The organism is Streptomyces sp. NPDC091371 (assembly GCF_040684275.1).
In the GTDB taxonomy this organism is placed as follows: Bacteria; Actinomycetota; Actinomycetes; order Streptomycetales; family Streptomycetaceae; genus Streptomyces.
The window spans coordinates 56,696-71,265 of the sequence record NZ_JBFBFP010000017.1 but is presented as its reverse complement, the minus strand read 5'-3'; the positions used below and the strand labels follow the sequence as shown (position 1 = coordinate 71,265).

Sequence of the window (14,570 nt, the reverse complement as noted above, 5' to 3'; positions counted from 1 at the left end):
TACTTGCGTGTCCCACGACGATGCAATGACAGAGTGCCGCGGGCAGTGCCGGGGGGCGGACCGCAAGATGCAGATTTCCTCCGTGCGTTTGCCGTGCGTCCCCGCACTTCCACGGAGGAACACCCCAAAATGAGCTTCGGCGACCCGAACAACCCGTACGGACAGCAGCCGCAGGGCGGCCAGCCCGGCTACGGCTACCCCCAGCAGGCCCCGCAGGGCGTCCCGCCGCAGGGCGGCTACGCCTACCCGCAGCAGCAGGCGCCCATGGGCTACCCGGCCGGCCCCGGCGGCTACGCGGGCATGCCGATGGAGATGCCCGGCCTGATGAAGACCTCGCGCGTCCTGCTGTTCGTCGTGGCGGGCCTGCAGATCGCCATCGGTCTCATCTTCGGCATCATGCTCGCCGCGGCCGGCGACGTCGCCAGCTCGGCCGGCGCGGGCGACGCGGGCAGCGTCCTGGCGGGGCTGGGCTTCGTCATCGTCATCATCCTGTTCGCCTTCGCCGCGTTGGCGATCTTCCTGGGCGCGAAGTTCTCCAAGGGCGGCAGTGGCATCCGGATCACGACGATCGTGTACTCGGCGCTGTTCATCCTGAGCGCGTTGGGCAACTTCACCAACGGCACCTCCAGCGGTGCCCTCGGCGGCATCATCGGCCTCGCCATCGGCGGCATCATCCTCGCCTCGATGGTTACCTCCAGCGCGACCACCTGGTTCAACCGCCCGCGCTACTGAGCCGCGTAGCTCCACCGGCATACGGCGAAGGCCGCGACCCGCAGTGCGGGTCGCGGCCTTCGCCGTCTCACGGGTCCTGCCTCAGTGGAAGAAGTGCCGGGTCCCGGTGAAGTACATCGTCACGCCGGCCTTCTTCGCGGCCTCGACGACGAGCTCGTCACGGACCGAACCGCCCGGCTGGACGACGGCCTTGATGCCCGCGTCCGTCAGGATCTCCAGCCCGTCCGGGAAGGGGAAGAAGGCGTCGGAGGCGGCGTACGAGCCCTGCGCGCGCTCGGCGCCCGCCCGCTCGACGGCCAGCTTCGCCGAGTCGACGCGGTTGACCTGGCCCATGCCGACGCCGACCGAGGCGCCGTCCTTGGCGAGGAGGATCGCGTTGGACTTGACGGCCCGGCAGGCCTTCCACGCGAAGGCGAGCTCGGCGAGCTCGTCGGCGGAGAGGGCGTCGCCGGTGGCGAGGGTCCAGTTGGCCGGGTCGTCGCCGTCCGCCTGGAAGACGTCCGACTGCTGGACCAGCACGCCGCCGGAGACCGGCTTCAGGTCGCCCGGCTGGTGCGGGGTGCCGTCCACCTTCAGGACGCGGATGTTCTTCTTCTTGGCGAGGATCTCGACCGCGCCGTCCTCGTAGGCGGGGGCGGCGATGACCTCGGTGAAGATCTCCGCGACCTGCTCGGCGAGCTCGACGGTCACCGGGCGGTTGACGGCGATGACGCCGCCGTACGCCGACACCGGGTCGCAGGCGTGCGCCTTGCGGTGGGCCGCGGCGACGTCCGTCGCGTCCACGGCGATCCCGCACGGGTTGGCGTGCTTGATGATCGCGACGCAGGGCTCTTCGTGGTCGTAGGCGGCCCGGCGGGCCGCCTCTGTGTCCACGTAGTTGTTGAAGGACATCTCCTTGCCGTGCAGCTGCTCGGCGTTGGCGATCCCGCCCGGCTGACCGTCCGTGTAGAGGGCGGCCGCCTGGTGCGGGTTCTCGCCGTAGCGGAGGGTCGACTTGCGCTCCCAGGCGCCCGCGAGGAACTCGGGCAGGACCGCGCCCTCTTCCGGCGCGTACGCGTTCGTGAACCAGGAGGCCACGGCCACGTCGTAGGCGGCGGTGTGCTGGAAGGCCTCGGCCGCGAGCCGCTTGCGGGCGGTGAGGTCGAAGCCGCCGCCCTGGGCGGCCGCGATCACGTCGGCGTAGCGGGCCGGGCTGGTGACGACCGCGACCGACGGGTGGTTCTTGGCGGCGGCGCGGACCATCGAGGGCCCGCCGATGTCGATCTGCTCGACGCACTCGTCGTCGCTCGCACCAGACTGGACGGTGGCCAGGAAGGGGTAGAGGTTGACGATCACCAGGTCGAACGGCTCCACGCCCAGCTCGGCGAGCTGGTTGCGGTGGTCCTCCAGGCGCAGGTCGGCGAGGATGCCGGCGTGCACGCGCGGGTGCAGGGTCTTGACGCGGCCGTCCAGGCACTCGGGGAAGCCGGTGAGCTCCTCGACCTTGGTGACGGGCACCCCGGCGGCGGCGATCTTCGAGGCGGTGGAACCCGTGGAGACGAGCGCGACGCCCGCCTCGTGCAGGCCGCGGGCCAGCTCTTCCAGCCCCGTCTTGTCGTAGACGCTGACGAGCGCACGCCGGATCGGCCGCTGGGTCGTGGTCGGGTCGTTGCTCGCTGCGGTGTCTGCGGCGGTCACTGGATTGTTACCTTTCGTCCCTCAATGCGGTAGCCGTGCCGGGCCAGGCGCCCCACGACGTCGACGAGCAGCTGGCGCTCGACTTCCTTGATGCGCTCATGGAGAGCGGCTTCGTCGTCCTCGTCCCGCACCTCGACCACACCTTGGGCGATGATCGGACCGGTGTCCACGCCGCTGTCCACGAAGTGGACCGTGCAGCCGGTGACCTTCGCGCCGTAGGCGAGCGCGTCCCGTACGCCGTGCGCACCGGGGAAGGCGGGGAGGAGGGCGGGGTGGGTGTTGACGAACCGGCCGCCGAAGCGGTCGAGGAACGCCTTGCCCACGATCTTCATGAACCCGGCGGAGACGACGAGGTCCGGGGTGTACGCGTCGGTCGCCGCGGTGAGCGCGGTGTCCCACTCCTCGCGGCTCCCGTAGGCCTTGACCGGGCACACGAAGGTGGGGATCCCGGCCTTCTCGGCCCGCTCCAGGCCCGCGATGTTCTCTCGGTCGGCCCCCACGGCGACGACTTCGGCACCGAAGCCCTCGGATCCGCCGGGGTGGGCGTCGATGGCGTCGAGCAGGGCCTGGAGGTTGGTGCCGGAACCGGAGACCAGCACGACCAGGCGGGAGGCGGCCATGGGAGGCCCTTTCTCGCGGATTTGCGGTGTTCGTCTTTGTGTGGTCATACGAAACTTCGGGGTACCGATATACGGGGAACCATACGAAGCCACCGACCGCCTGCAACGATACCGGCACACCGGACGGCCCCCGAGGGACGGGGGGACAGCCGGGCGGTAGCGTCTGGCGTACACGCCTCGACGTCGCCCTGACGTCCATGACACAGGGGAAGAAACGCACCCGATGCCGGACCGCCGCCAGCCCGACTCCTCCACCCCCTCCGCCCCCTCCGCCGACGACAACCCGTTCGCCGCTCCGCCGGAGGGCCGGCCCGACCAGCCGTGGCAGCCGCGCGCGGGCGCGAACGGCGGACCGGGGCAGGGGCCGGGGTCCGGGGAGGACCCGAGGAACACGGACGGCCAGGGCGGCCCGGGCGGCCCGGCCCGCTGGGACCCGACGGACCCGATCCAGCGGCGCGCGCGCTACGCCCTCCTCGCGGGCATGTGGGGCTTCTTCTTCGGGATCTTCGGCATCCCGTCGGTCGGCCTCCTGCTGGGCGCGCTGGCCCTCTACTGGGGCATCACCGCCCTGCGCGGCCGCCCGGCCCCCGCGGCCACCGCGGACCAGCCGCAGCCCGAGGCCCAGCGCCAGGGCGGCCTGGCGGCCCTCGGCCCGGCGGCCCGCCCCCAGCGCACGGCGGCGGTGAGCGGCCTGGTCACGGCGACGCTGGCGATCCTGCTGGCCATGACCTCGTACGGCTTGCAGCTCGCCTACAAGGACTTCTACGTCTGCCGCGACGACGCCCTGACCCAGTCGGCGGAGCTCCAGTGCAACACCCTGCTCCCGAAGAACTTCGTGGGCGACATCCTGAAGGTCCGCCAGTAGCCATACGGCGCTGACCCCTGCGGCCGGTTGCGTGCGGGCCGCTGCGCGGGGCCTCCCCACCCCTCAAACGCCGGACGGGCTGGGACATCCAGCCTCGCCGGCGTTTGAGGCGCGGGGTCCGGGCGCGGAGCCCCCGGCGGCGGCGCCGCAGACGAGGGCCAGGGCTAGGCCGACGGCTTGCGGCGGGCCAGCACCCGGGCCCCGACCACGGGCGGCACCAGCGGCGGCGGCTCAGCCGGCGGCACGGCGAGCTCCGGCCCGACCGCGGGCACGACGGTCAGCACCCGGGCCGGGGCTACGGCGGCCGGCGGCGGGGCTACGGCGGCCGGGGCCGGCGGCGGGGCCGGGGCCGGCGGCGGGGAGATGTCCGGGATCAGGCCACCGGCAGCCGCACGCAAGGCCTCCCAGCGAAGCTCCCGCACCCCGCTGTCGTGCCAGGCGTCAGCCGACCCCGGCGCGGCGAACCGGTTCCGCCACGCATGCACCGCCACCGCCACCACAACCCCCGGCAGGGTCCACGCGAAGGCCGCCGCCCCCACCTCCCACCACACCGGCCCGAACTCCGCGAGCTGCCGCGACCCCAGCGGCCCCGCGGAGGCCGCCGCCAGCCCGGCCATGACCAGCCCGCACACCAGCGCGCCCAGCCCGGCGGTGAGCGCGGTCTCCCCGTACGAGACCTCGCGCGCCCGGCGTACCGCGAACCACCCCACCGCCAGCCCGGCCACCACCGGCACCCCGGCGGCCGCCCAGGTCAGCGGGGTGCCGGGCCCTTCGGGCGGGAGCGCGGCCAGCAGCGGGAAGCGCGGCAGCGAGGGCGACCCGGAGGAGCCGAGCGGGGTCGCGCTCACACCGGCGCCGAGCGCGAAACCGGGCCCGAGGGCGTAGGCCGCCCCCCAGACCATGGCGTTCGGGATCAGCGCGACCGCCAGCAGCAGCACCGCGAACCGCCCCGACCACACCCCGGTCAGCCCCAGGAACGACCCCTGCACCTCCGCCCCGTGCCACGCGAGCGAGACCCCGACGAGCAGCGCCCCGCCGCCCAGGAGCACGAGCGCCCCGCCCGCCCCGGCCCGGAGCGCCAGCGCGTAACGGGGGCGCGCGACCGCCTTCCGTACGCCCCCGGGCAGCCAGGACGGCAGCGGCCCGAGCGGCCGCCCCCGGGCCGCCCACACCCCGCCGGCGGCGGCGAGCACGGCGACCATCGGCACGTGCCAGGCCGCACTGAGCGGGTCGGCGGGCATGGGCCCCCCGGCGGCGTACACCGTGGCCAGGGCCCCGACCGCGAGATATCCGCAGAGCACGGCCGAGAAGACGGCGCTGCCGGGCAGCACCTCCTCACCGCCCTCCTCGGCACCGCTCCCCAGCCGCGCGGCCCGCCGCATCAGCAGCACGGGCAGCGCGACGAGCAGCAGCGGAGTCACCCCGACGGGCGCGGGCACGCCGGACAGGGTCTCGTACCGCACCAGCTCCGTACCGTGCGCGAGCAGCCACAGCCCGGCGGCGAGGTGCAGGGCGCCGCCGGGGCCGCTGTCGGGGTAGGGCGAGCTGATCCACAGGACGATGACGAGCACGGCGAGGAAGCCGAGCCCGAGCCCGGCCGCCACGGCACCGCCCATCACGCATGCGGCGGCGGCCGGCGATCGGCGCCGCCGGCCGGCTCGCGGGGCCTCCGGCAACGGGGTCCCGCGTTCGGTCACTTGGGTCACTCCGCCATGGTGCCAACGACACGCGCTATGAGCGGGTAACAGGCGAATGCCCGTGGTGTCGCCCAATATACGTTTATGTACTTTTTCGCCCAGGGCAGTCGGGTCGCGGGGAGTGTGGCATGACACAAAGCGTCGAGACGACCTCCGCATCGGACGCGGAGCGAAGCCTCCCCACCCCGAAGGAGCGCCGCAGACTGCGCGAAGCGGCGGATCTGACGCACGATGAGGTCGCGGCGGCCGTCGGCGTCACCCCGACCACGGTCCGCTCCTGGGAAACCGGCCGCACCGCACCGCGCGGCCGCAAACGCGAGGTGTACGCCCGCTTCCTGACCCGCCTCCAGGCCCCGGCCGAGTCCCCGTCAGCCGCGGCCGCGAACACCCCTGCGGGGTTGCCCGGTGCACACGCGGACACCCCCGCCGCGCCGGAGGCGGCCATGCTCCGGCCGGCCGACGCTGACGCCGACTCACCCGACGCCCCCGCGTCCGTGTTGCGCGCGATCGAGGCCGTACGGGCCTTCGTCGGCGCCGGCGCCGCCGTCGGCAACGGGACCCGCCCCAAGGCCCCGGCCGAGCCGCCCGCCGGGGCGGCCCCGGCTGAGGCACCGTCACTCGGAGCCGCCGCGCCCGACGCGCGTCCGGCACCGGCAGGTGCAGACGCGTCCGGGTCCGCCGGGACCCCCGAGCCGACCCCCGCCGCGGCGCCACGGGCAGACGCCGCCGAGACCGACCGGCGGTCGGCCCCGGCCGAAGCCCCCGGGGCCACAGGGAGCGTCGCGCCCGCGGCCGCGGAGGCGCCGCAGGTGGCCGCCGCCCCACTCCCGACCGCGGGGTCGGCCCCGGCAGCGGTGCCGGAGGCGGACAGGCCCGATCAGCAGCCCGCGGAGGACCCGGCAGAGCACCCGGCAGAGCACCCGGCAGAGCAGCCGGCACGGCAACCGGCCGAGGACTTCGACGCCCTCCACGCCCACGCCGCCCCCGCCCTCACCCGGCAGACCTACCTGCTCACCGGCCGCCGCGCCCTCGCGCAGGAGGCCGTGGAGCGGGCCTTCCAGCAGGCCTGGGCGCACTGGCCCGAGGTGGCGACCGACCCCGACCCGGTGGGCTGGGTGCGCGCGGCCGCGTACGAGTACGCGCTCTCCCCCTGGCACCAGCTCCGCCGCGCCCACCGGCACCCCGACAAGCCGCCCGCCGAGCCGGCCGACCGGGTCCTCCTCGACGCGATGCTCGCGCTGCCCGTCAACCACCGCCGCACCGTGCTGCTGTACGACGGCGTGGGGCTCGACCTCCCGGACACCGCCGCCGAGACGGAGGCCAGCACCCCCACGGCCGGCAACCGGCTGCTGCACGCGCACGCCACGCTCGCGGAACGGATCCCCGAGCTGGCCGACGTGGCCCCCGAGAAGCAGTCCGCGCTGCTGCGCGACAAGTTCATGGCGCTGGAGCCGGCCGTGGCGCTCGACCCCCGCCCGGCGGCCGTCGTACGGAACTCCGGCGAGCGGCGCACCCGGCTGTGGACGCGGGCCGCGCTCGGCATGACCGCGGTGATCGCCGTGGCCACCGCGTACACGGCCGCGACCGCACCGACCGAGTACAAGCCGCCGAACGCCCCCGGGGCGAACGTTTCCGGAGTGCCCCCGCACAGCGGGCCCCAGCGGCTCACCGATGAGAGCAGGGCGCTCCACGACAAGCTGCGCTCCGACCCCGCGGCCGGTCCCGCCAGGATCGTCCCGATGGGCGAATGAGGAGCGTACGAAAACGGGCGTGGCCCGCACCTCCCGAGGGGTGCGGGCCACGCCCGTACGTCCGTACGCGGACTGCTTACTGAGCGGCGTTCAGGATCTCGCGCGCCAGCTTCGCGGTCTCGGTCGGCGTCTTGCCGACCTTCACGCCCGCGGCCTCCAGGGCTTCCTTCTTGGCCTGTGCGGTGCCAGAAGAACCGGAGACGATGGCGCCGGCGTGGCCCATGGTCTTGCCCTCGGGGGCGGTGAAGCCCGCGACGTAGCCGACGACCGGCTTGGTGACGTTCTTCGCGATGAAGTCCGCCGCACGCTCCTCGGCGTCGCCGCCGATCTCGCCGATCATGACGATGAGCTCGGTCTCCGGGTCGGCCTCGAAGGCCTCCAGGGCGTCGATGTGCGTGGTGCCGATGACCGGGTCGCCACCGATGCCGACGGCGGAGGTGAAGCCGATGTCGCGCAGCTCGTACATCATCTGGTAGGTCAGCGTGCCGGACTTGGACACGAGACCGATCTTGCCGGGCTTGGTGATGTCGCCCGGGATGATGCCGGCGTTGGACTGGCCGGGGGTGATCAGACCCGGGCAGTTCGGGCCGATGATGCGGGTCTTGTTGCCCTTGGCGGTCGCGTACGCCCAGAAGGCGGCGGAGTCGTGCACCGCGATGCCCTCGGTGATGACGACGGCCAGGGGGATCTCGGCGTCGATGGCCTCGACGACGGCGGCCTTGGCGAAGGCCGGCGGGACGAAGAGGACGGAGACGTTGGCGCCCGTCTTCTCCATCGCCTCGGCGACCGACCCGAAGACCGGGACCTCGGTGCCGTCGAAGTCGACGGTGGTGCCGGCCTTGCGCGGGTTCACGCCGCCGACGATGTTGGTGCCGTCAGCCAGCATCAGCTTGGTGTGCTTCATGCCCGTGGCACCGGTCATGCCCTGGACGATGACCTTGCTGTCCTTGTTGAGGAAGATAGCCATGTGAGTCTGTGACCTCTGCCCTTACTTCGCAGCCGCGAGCTCGGCGGCCTTGTCGGCCGCGCCGTCCATGGTGTCCACGCGCTGCACCAGCGGGTGGTTGGCGTCCGAGAGGATCTTGCGACCCAGCTCGGCGTTGTTGCCGTCGAGACGGACGACGAGCGGCTTGGTGACCGCCTCGCCCTTCTCCTCCAGCAGGGCCAGCGCCTGGACGATGCCGTTGGCGACCTCGTCGCACGCGGTGATGCCACCGAAGACGTTGACGAAGACGGACTTGACGTCCGGGTCGCCGAGGATGATCTCGAGACCGTTGGCCATGACGGCGGCGGAGGCGCCACCGCCGATGTCCAGGAAGTTGGCGGGCTTGACGCCGCCATGGTTCTCGCCGGCGTAGGCGACGACGTCGAGGGTGCTCATGACGAGACCCGCGCCGTTGCCGATGATGCCGACCTCACCGTCGAGCTTGACGTAGTTGAGGTTCTTCGCCTTGGCGGCGGCCTCGAGCGGGTTCGCGGCCGCGTGGTCCACGAACTCCTCGTGGCCCGGCTGGCGGAACTCGGCGTTCTCGTCGAGCGAGACCTTGCCGTCGAGGGCGATGACGTCGCCGTTGGCGACCTTCGCGAGCGGGTTGACCTCGACGAGGAGCGCGTCCTCGGCGATGAAGGTCTTCCACAGGGTCACCAGGACCTCGGCGACCTTCTCGGCGACCTCGGCCGGGAACTGCGCCTGGGCGACGATCTCGCGGGCCTTCTCGATGGTCACGCCCTCGTTGGCGTTCACCGGGACCTTCGCGAGCTTCTCCGGGGTCTCCTCGGCGACCTGCTCGATGTCCATGCCGCCGGCGACCGAGGCCATGGCCAGGAAGGTGCGGTTGGTGCGGTCGAGGAGGTAGGAGACGTAGTACTCCTCCAGGATCTCCGGCGCGGTCTCGGCGATCATCACCTTGTGGACCGTGTGGCCCTTGATGTCCATGCCGAGGATGTCCGTCGCACGGGCGACGGCCTCGTCCGGGGTGGCGGCAAGCTTCACGCCGCCGGCCTTGCCGCGGCCGCCGACCTTCACCTGCGCCTTGACGACCGACTTGCCGCCCAGCCGCTCGGTGGCCTCGCGAGCCGCCTCAGGCGTGTCGATGACTTCACCGGCCAGCACCGGTACACCGTGCTTGGCGAAGAGGTCCCTCGCCTGGTACTCGAACAGGTCCACGCGCGTCCGTCCCTTGTCTTCAAAGATTCGCAGTGATTCGCGGTTGTCTGCTATCTGCGTGGGCGTGCCGCGGAGGGCAACGTGACGGCGCTGTCACAAGGAAGGCGCACACGGTGACCGTGGACGCGGCATGTCCGTCCCGCAGGTTATCCCCGTGGGACGTAGGTCCCTAAATCGCAGATCACACCTGAGCGGTGATACCTGTCACAGATCGCCTCACGGTTGAACTGGAAGTTCGTGCGATCTACCGATTCACAGGGTGGCGGGATCCGGACTCGTCATGGCACGGGGAGGGGCCGCTTCTCCAGTGCCGCGGCCATCACGGACGGGAACAGATCGGGGGTGCAGGCGAAGGCCGGGGCCCCAAGCGCCGCAAGGGCCGCGGCGTGCTCGCGGTCGTAGGCCGGGGCCCCCTCGTCGGACAGTGCGAGCAGGGTGACGAATTCGACGCCCGCCCCCTTCATCGCGGCGACCCGCTTCAGCATTTCGTTGCGTATGCCGCCCTCGTAGAGATCGCTGATGAGAACCACGACGGTATCGGCGGGACGGGTGATCTTCGACTGGCAGTAGGCGAGGGCCCGATTGATGTCGGTCCCGCCACCCAGCTGCGTCCCGAACAGAACATCGACCGGATCATCGAGCTGGTCGGTCAGGTCCACGACGGCGGTGTCGAAGACGACCAGCCGCGTCGCGATCGACCGCATCGAGGCCAGCACCGCCCCGAAGACGGAGGCGTAGACGACGGAGGCCGCCATCGAACCCGACTGGTCGATGCAGAGGATCACCTCCTTCTTCACCGACTGCGACGCCCGGCCGTAGCCGATCAGCCGCTCGGGGACGACGGTGCGGTACTCCGGCAGGTAGTTCTTGAGGTTGGCCCGGATCGTGCGGTCCCAGTCGATGTCGTGATGGCGGGGCCTGCTGATCCGGGCGGACCGGTCGAGGGCGCCGGTGAGCGTGACCCGCGTGCGCGTCGCGAGCTTCTTCTCCAACTCCTCGACCACCTTGCGGACCACGGCCCGCGCGGTCTCCTTCGTCGTCTCCGGCATCGCCTTGTTCAGGGAGAGCAGGGTGCCGACCAGGTGGACGTCGGGCTCCACGGCCTCCAGCATCTCCGGCTCCAGCAGCAGGGCGGACAGGCCGAGCCGCTCGATCGCGTCGCGCTGCATGACCTGGACCACCGAGCTGGGGAAGTACGTACGGATGTCCCCGAGCCAGCGGGCCACGTTCGGCGCGGACCCCCCGAGCCCGGCCGACCGCTCGCCGGCCCCCTTCCGGCCCCCTCCGCTCCCGCCTCCCCCGTACAGCGCCCCGAGCGCGGCATCCATGGCCGCGTCCCGCCCGCTCAGCGCACACCCGGTCCCGTCGGCCTCTCCCCCACCGAGCACCATCCGCCACCGCCGAAGCCGCTCGCCCCCGGCGGCACCCATGTCCGTACCGTTCATCCGTCTTCCCCCTGTACTCGTCGTGTCTGCCGGTGAGCCGCACCCGCGCACTCAGGCGGGCAAAATCAGCCCCTCCAGGGGGCACCTCCCAGCGGTAGCCGGGGGAGTTTGAGGAGCGGGGCCCGGCTCCCCTCAGGCCGCCGCACCGGCAAGCAGCAGCCGAACCAACGGCACCACCGCATCCGCCCGCTCCGGATCCAGGTCGAGGGCGAAGCCCTCGGGGCCCGCGCCCGCGACCACCCCCGTGCCCGGCCGCCCGCCAGGGCCCCGGCGGACCAGCTCGCCCAGCGTCCGCTTCACCCCCGGCTCGTACGCCCCGAACGTGCGCCGCAGCAGCGGCAGTACGTCGGTGAACTCGCGCTCCGGGACCCCCACCAGCCAGCCGTCGATCAGGCCCAGCAGCCGCTCGTCGTGCACGAGCAGCGTGCCGCCGCCCGAGCTCCCGCCCGCGAAGCCCTCGATCCAGCCCGCCGCATCGGCCGGCTCGGCCGCCGGAGACAGCGCGAGCCCCATAAGCCGGGCCGTCTCCTCGGCCGGCAGCCGCCCGTCGTCGAGCAGCAGCCGGGCCGCCCGGCCGCGGATCAGGCCGGGCACGGTGTCCCGGCCGGCCAGCGTCCGCAGCACCGCGGACCAGCGCTCGCGCAGCCCCTCCCCGGCGTCCGCCAGCAGCCCGACCGCGCCGTGCACCCCGTCCACGTGGCCCCGCAGCTCCGCCGCCGCGTCGGCGTCCAGCCCGGCCGCGCAGGCCGCCGGGAGGGCCACGCATATCCGCTCGGCCAGGCCGGTCGCCACGGTGGCGAGGGCCGCGGCGTCGGTGCCCCGGACGTCCCCGTACCGCAGCGAACGGGCCAGGGCCGGCAGGGCCTTGGCGAGCCGCGCCACATCGGTGTCCAGCGCGGCCCGGTCGGCGAGGGCCCGCAGCACGGCGGGCAGCGCCTCGGACAGCCCGGCGAGCAGGCACTGCTCGGCCAGCGCCGTGACCTCCCCCAGCTCCTCGGCAGCGGCCGCTTCGGCCTCGGCCTTCGCGGTGGCCGCGGCGAGCACGGTGGTCCCCCATATGCCGGCCTCGGCGACCCGCACCGACAGCTCCGGCTCCCAGCAGAGCCGCCAGGTCTCCCGGAAGGTCCCGGTGCTGCCCCGGGAGGCGGCCGGCCTGCCCCACTCGATCCCGAGCAGCCGCAGCCGGTGCAGCAGCAGGGATTTCGCGGTGTCGGTGTCCTTGCGGAGGTCCAGTTCCAGTTCGCGGTCGTACGCCTCGGCCTTGAGCCGCAGCGAACGCTGCTGCCGGGTCAGGTCGCGCTGGAGCGGTACGACGGGAGCGCCGTCGGGGACCTCGCCGAGCACGTCCCCGACCACCAGGCGGTCCTCTATGAGCGCGAGCGGTACGTCCGAGCCGTCGCACATGACCGCCCGGACGGCCTCCAGCGTCTCCGTCAGCCCGGGCAGCGGCCTCCCCCGCATCGCGGCCAGCGTCTCGGCCAGCCGGACCGCCTCGATGACGTGCGCCGAGGAGACCTGCCGGTCCTCCTCGCGCAGCAGGCCCGCGACCTTCGTCAGCCACCGCTCGACGGGCCTGTCACGGGCCGAGAACAGGTGGGCGTACCAGCCGGGCGAGCTGATGCCCGCGCCGTACCCGCCGGCCCGGGCGAGCCTGCGGTGGGTCCAGGGCACCCAGGTGGTCTCCACCTTCACCTTCGGCAGGCCGGCGAGCAGGGCCTTGTCCGCGGCCACGGTGGTCTTCGCCCGCAGGGCCGGGACGTGCCAGGCCCCGCACACCACGGCGTACCCGTCGCCGAACTCCCGCCGGGCGGCCCGCATCCGCTGGCGCATGTACGCCTCGCGCACGAGGTCCCGGGCGTGCCCGCCGTCGCCGTACGCCTCACGCAGGGCGCCCATGGCCTCGCCGAGCGCCTCGAACGCGCCCAGTGCGTCGGCCTCCTCCGCGCCCCGGTGCTCGACCACGTCCTCCCACCACCGCTCGGGGTCGTCGTACCCGGCGGTCTCGGCCAGCACGGCGAGGGGGTCCACCCGCACGGAGTCCGGCTGCTGTTCCTCCTCTTCCGCATGCGCGCGGGCGAGGGAGTGCGCGGCCGGCAGGTCCATGAACTGCACCGGGACGCCGGCCTGCTGCGCCCAGCGGATGGCGACCCATTCCGGGGAGAACTCGGCCAGCGGCCAGAACGCGGCCCGGCCGGGGTCGTCCGCGGCGTGCGCGAGCAGTGCCACGGGCGGCCGCATGCCCGGTTCGGCGGCGAGGGCGAGGAGCGCGTCCCCCTCGGGCGGGCCCTCGATCAGGACGGCCGCCGGCCGGGCCGCCTCCAGGGCGGCCCGCACCGCCCGGGCGGACCCGGGCCCGTGGTGCCGCACGCCCAGCAGCAGGGGGCCGGGGCTCCGGGGGTTCGGACTCATACCGTCACCTCCCGGCAGGCGCGGTAGAAGTCCTTCCAGCCCTCGCGCTCGCGGACGACCGCCTCCAGGTACTCCTGCCAGACGACCTTGTCGGCGGCCGGGTCGCGGACGACGGCGCCGAGGATCCCCGCGGCCACGTCGGAGGGGCGCAGCACGCCGTCCCCGAAGTGGGCGGCGAGGGCCAGGCCGCCGGTGACGACGGAGATGGCCTCGGCGGTGGACAGGGTGCCGCTGGGGGACTTCACCTTGGTGCGGCCGTCGTCGGTGACCCCGTCGCGCAGCTCGCGGAAGACGGTGACGACGCGGCGGATCTCCTCCAGGCCCTCGGGCGCGGCGGGCAGGTCGAGGGCGCGGCCCATCTGGTCGACGCGGCGGGCGACGATGTCGACCTCGGCGTCGGCCGTGGCGGGCAGCGGCAGGACCACGGTGTTGAAGCGGCGGCGCAGGGCGCTGGAGAGCTCGTTGACCCCGCGGTCGCGGTCGTTGGCGGTGGCGATGAGGTTGAACCCGCGCACGGCCTGCACCTCTTCGCCGAGCTCCGGTATCGGGAGGGTCTTCTCGGACAGGACGGTGATGAGGGTGTCCTGTACGTCGGCGGGGATGCGGGTGAGCTCCTCGACGCGGGCGGTCATGCCGTCGGCCATGGCCCGCATGACGGGGCTGGGGACGAGGGCTTCGCGGCTGGGGCCGTGGGCCAGGAGCCTGGCGTAGTTCCAGCCGTACCGGATGGCCTCTTCGGGGGTGCCGGCGGTGCCCTGGACGAGGAGGGTGGAGTCCCCGCTGACGGCGGCCGCGAGGTGCTCGGACACCCAGGTCTTCGCGGTGCCGGGGACTCCGAGCAGGAGCAGGGCGCGGTCGGTCGCAAGGGTCGTGACGGCGACTTCGACGATCCGGCGCGGCCCCACGTACTTGGGTGTGATGACCGTGCCGTCGGCGAGGGTGCCGCCCTGCAGGTAGGTGGCGACGGCCCACGGGGAGAGCTTCCAGCGGGTCGGGCGGGGCCGGTCGTCGACGGCGGCCAGGGCTTTCAGTTCGTGCGCGAAGGCGTCTTCGGCGTGCGGTCGCAGCGCCTCGGTGCCGCTGCCGTTCTCGTGCTCGGTCATGGTCCCCCTCCAATGCTCGACAGCCGCTTCCGGCTGCTGGATCCAAGGTGCACCACACCACTGACAACGCCCCCTGTTCGAGGCGTTGTTGCAGGTCAGAGCGA

11 protein-coding genes are annotated in these 14,570 nt (G+C 73.3%); 3 read left to right on the top strand and 8 right to left on the bottom strand.

The annotated features are described in order from the left end of the window. Positions 1-129: 129 nt before the first annotated feature. Positions 130-732 (top strand): hypothetical protein, encoded by a 603-nt coding sequence (locus tag AB0O21_RS20110; protein ID WP_365172486.1) that lies wholly within the window; start codon positions 130-132, stop codon positions 730-732. Positions 733-813: 81 nt separating this feature from the next. Here the strand turns inward: AB0O21_RS20110 and purH are convergent, their stop codons facing one another. Together purH and purN are read right to left on the bottom strand one after the other, a co-directional pair. Continuing rightward, complete coding sequence (gene purH, locus AB0O21_RS20105) at positions 814-2,409, bottom strand: bifunctional phosphoribosylaminoimidazolecarboxamide formyltransferase/IMP cyclohydrolase (RefSeq protein ID WP_365172485.1); 1,596 nt, start codon at positions 2,407-2,409, stop codon at positions 814-816. Continuing rightward, positions 2,406-3,029: a phosphoribosylglycinamide formyltransferase gene (purN, locus tag AB0O21_RS20100; RefSeq protein ID WP_365172484.1), complete on the bottom strand. Its 624-nt coding sequence runs from the start codon at positions 3,027-3,029 to the stop codon at positions 2,406-2,408. The genes purH and purN overlap by 4 nt, the downstream gene beginning before the upstream one ends. A gap of 223 nt (positions 3,030-3,252) precedes the next feature. Between purN and AB0O21_RS20095 the strand changes: the two genes are divergently transcribed. Further along, positions 3,253-3,894, top strand: coding sequence for a hypothetical protein (locus AB0O21_RS20095; protein ID WP_365172483.1), 642 nt, complete (start codon positions 3,253-3,255; stop codon positions 3,892-3,894). 164 nt (positions 3,895-4,058) lie between these two features. On the opposite strand, the gene AB0O21_RS20090 is transcribed toward AB0O21_RS20095, so the two are convergent. Then, on the bottom strand, positions 4,059-5,600 hold the full coding sequence (locus AB0O21_RS20090; protein ID WP_365172482.1) for a DUF6350 family protein: 1,542 nt from the start codon (positions 5,598-5,600) through the stop codon (positions 4,059-4,061). Positions 5,601-5,719: 119 nt separating this feature from the next. Here AB0O21_RS20090 and AB0O21_RS20085 point away from each other — a divergent pair, with 119 nt between their 5' ends. Continuing rightward, positions 5,720-7,342 carry a helix-turn-helix domain-containing protein gene (locus AB0O21_RS20085; protein WP_365172481.1) on the top strand — a complete coding sequence of 541 codons (1,623 nt, stop codon included), beginning with the start codon at positions 5,720-5,722 and terminating at the stop codon, positions 7,340-7,342. 76 nt (positions 7,343-7,418) lie between these two features. Here the strand turns inward: AB0O21_RS20085 and sucD are convergent, their stop codons facing one another. The 5 genes from sucD to AB0O21_RS20060 form a co-directional block, all read right to left on the bottom strand. Continuing rightward, positions 7,419-8,309 carry a succinate--CoA ligase subunit alpha gene (sucD, locus tag AB0O21_RS20080; protein WP_030710487.1) on the bottom strand — a complete coding sequence of 297 codons (891 nt, stop codon included), beginning with the start codon at positions 8,307-8,309 and terminating at the stop codon, positions 7,419-7,421. 21 nt (positions 8,310-8,330) lie between these two features. Beyond that, positions 8,331-9,509 carry an ADP-forming succinate--CoA ligase subunit beta gene (gene sucC / locus AB0O21_RS20075; RefSeq protein ID WP_365172480.1) on the bottom strand — a complete coding sequence of 393 codons (1,179 nt, stop codon included), beginning with the start codon at positions 9,507-9,509 and terminating at the stop codon, positions 8,331-8,333. A 278-nt stretch (positions 9,510-9,787) separates the two neighbouring features. Next, the gene (locus tag AB0O21_RS20070) at positions 9,788-10,954 is read right to left on the bottom strand and encodes a VWA domain-containing protein (protein WP_365172479.1); all 1,167 of its coding nucleotides are present in this window, start codon (positions 10,952-10,954) and stop codon (positions 9,788-9,790) included. A 132-nt stretch (positions 10,955-11,086) separates the two neighbouring features. Next, entirely contained in the window at positions 11,087-13,363 is a 2,277-nt protein-coding gene (locus AB0O21_RS20065; RefSeq protein ID WP_365172478.1) for a DUF5682 family protein, read from the bottom strand. Beyond that, a complete protein-coding gene (locus AB0O21_RS20060; RefSeq protein ID WP_365172477.1) occupies positions 13,360-14,466 on the bottom strand; it encodes an AAA family ATPase in 1,107 nt (368 codons plus the stop codon). The genes AB0O21_RS20065 and AB0O21_RS20060 overlap by 4 nt, the downstream gene beginning before the upstream one ends. Positions 14,467-14,570 lie beyond the last annotated feature (104 nt).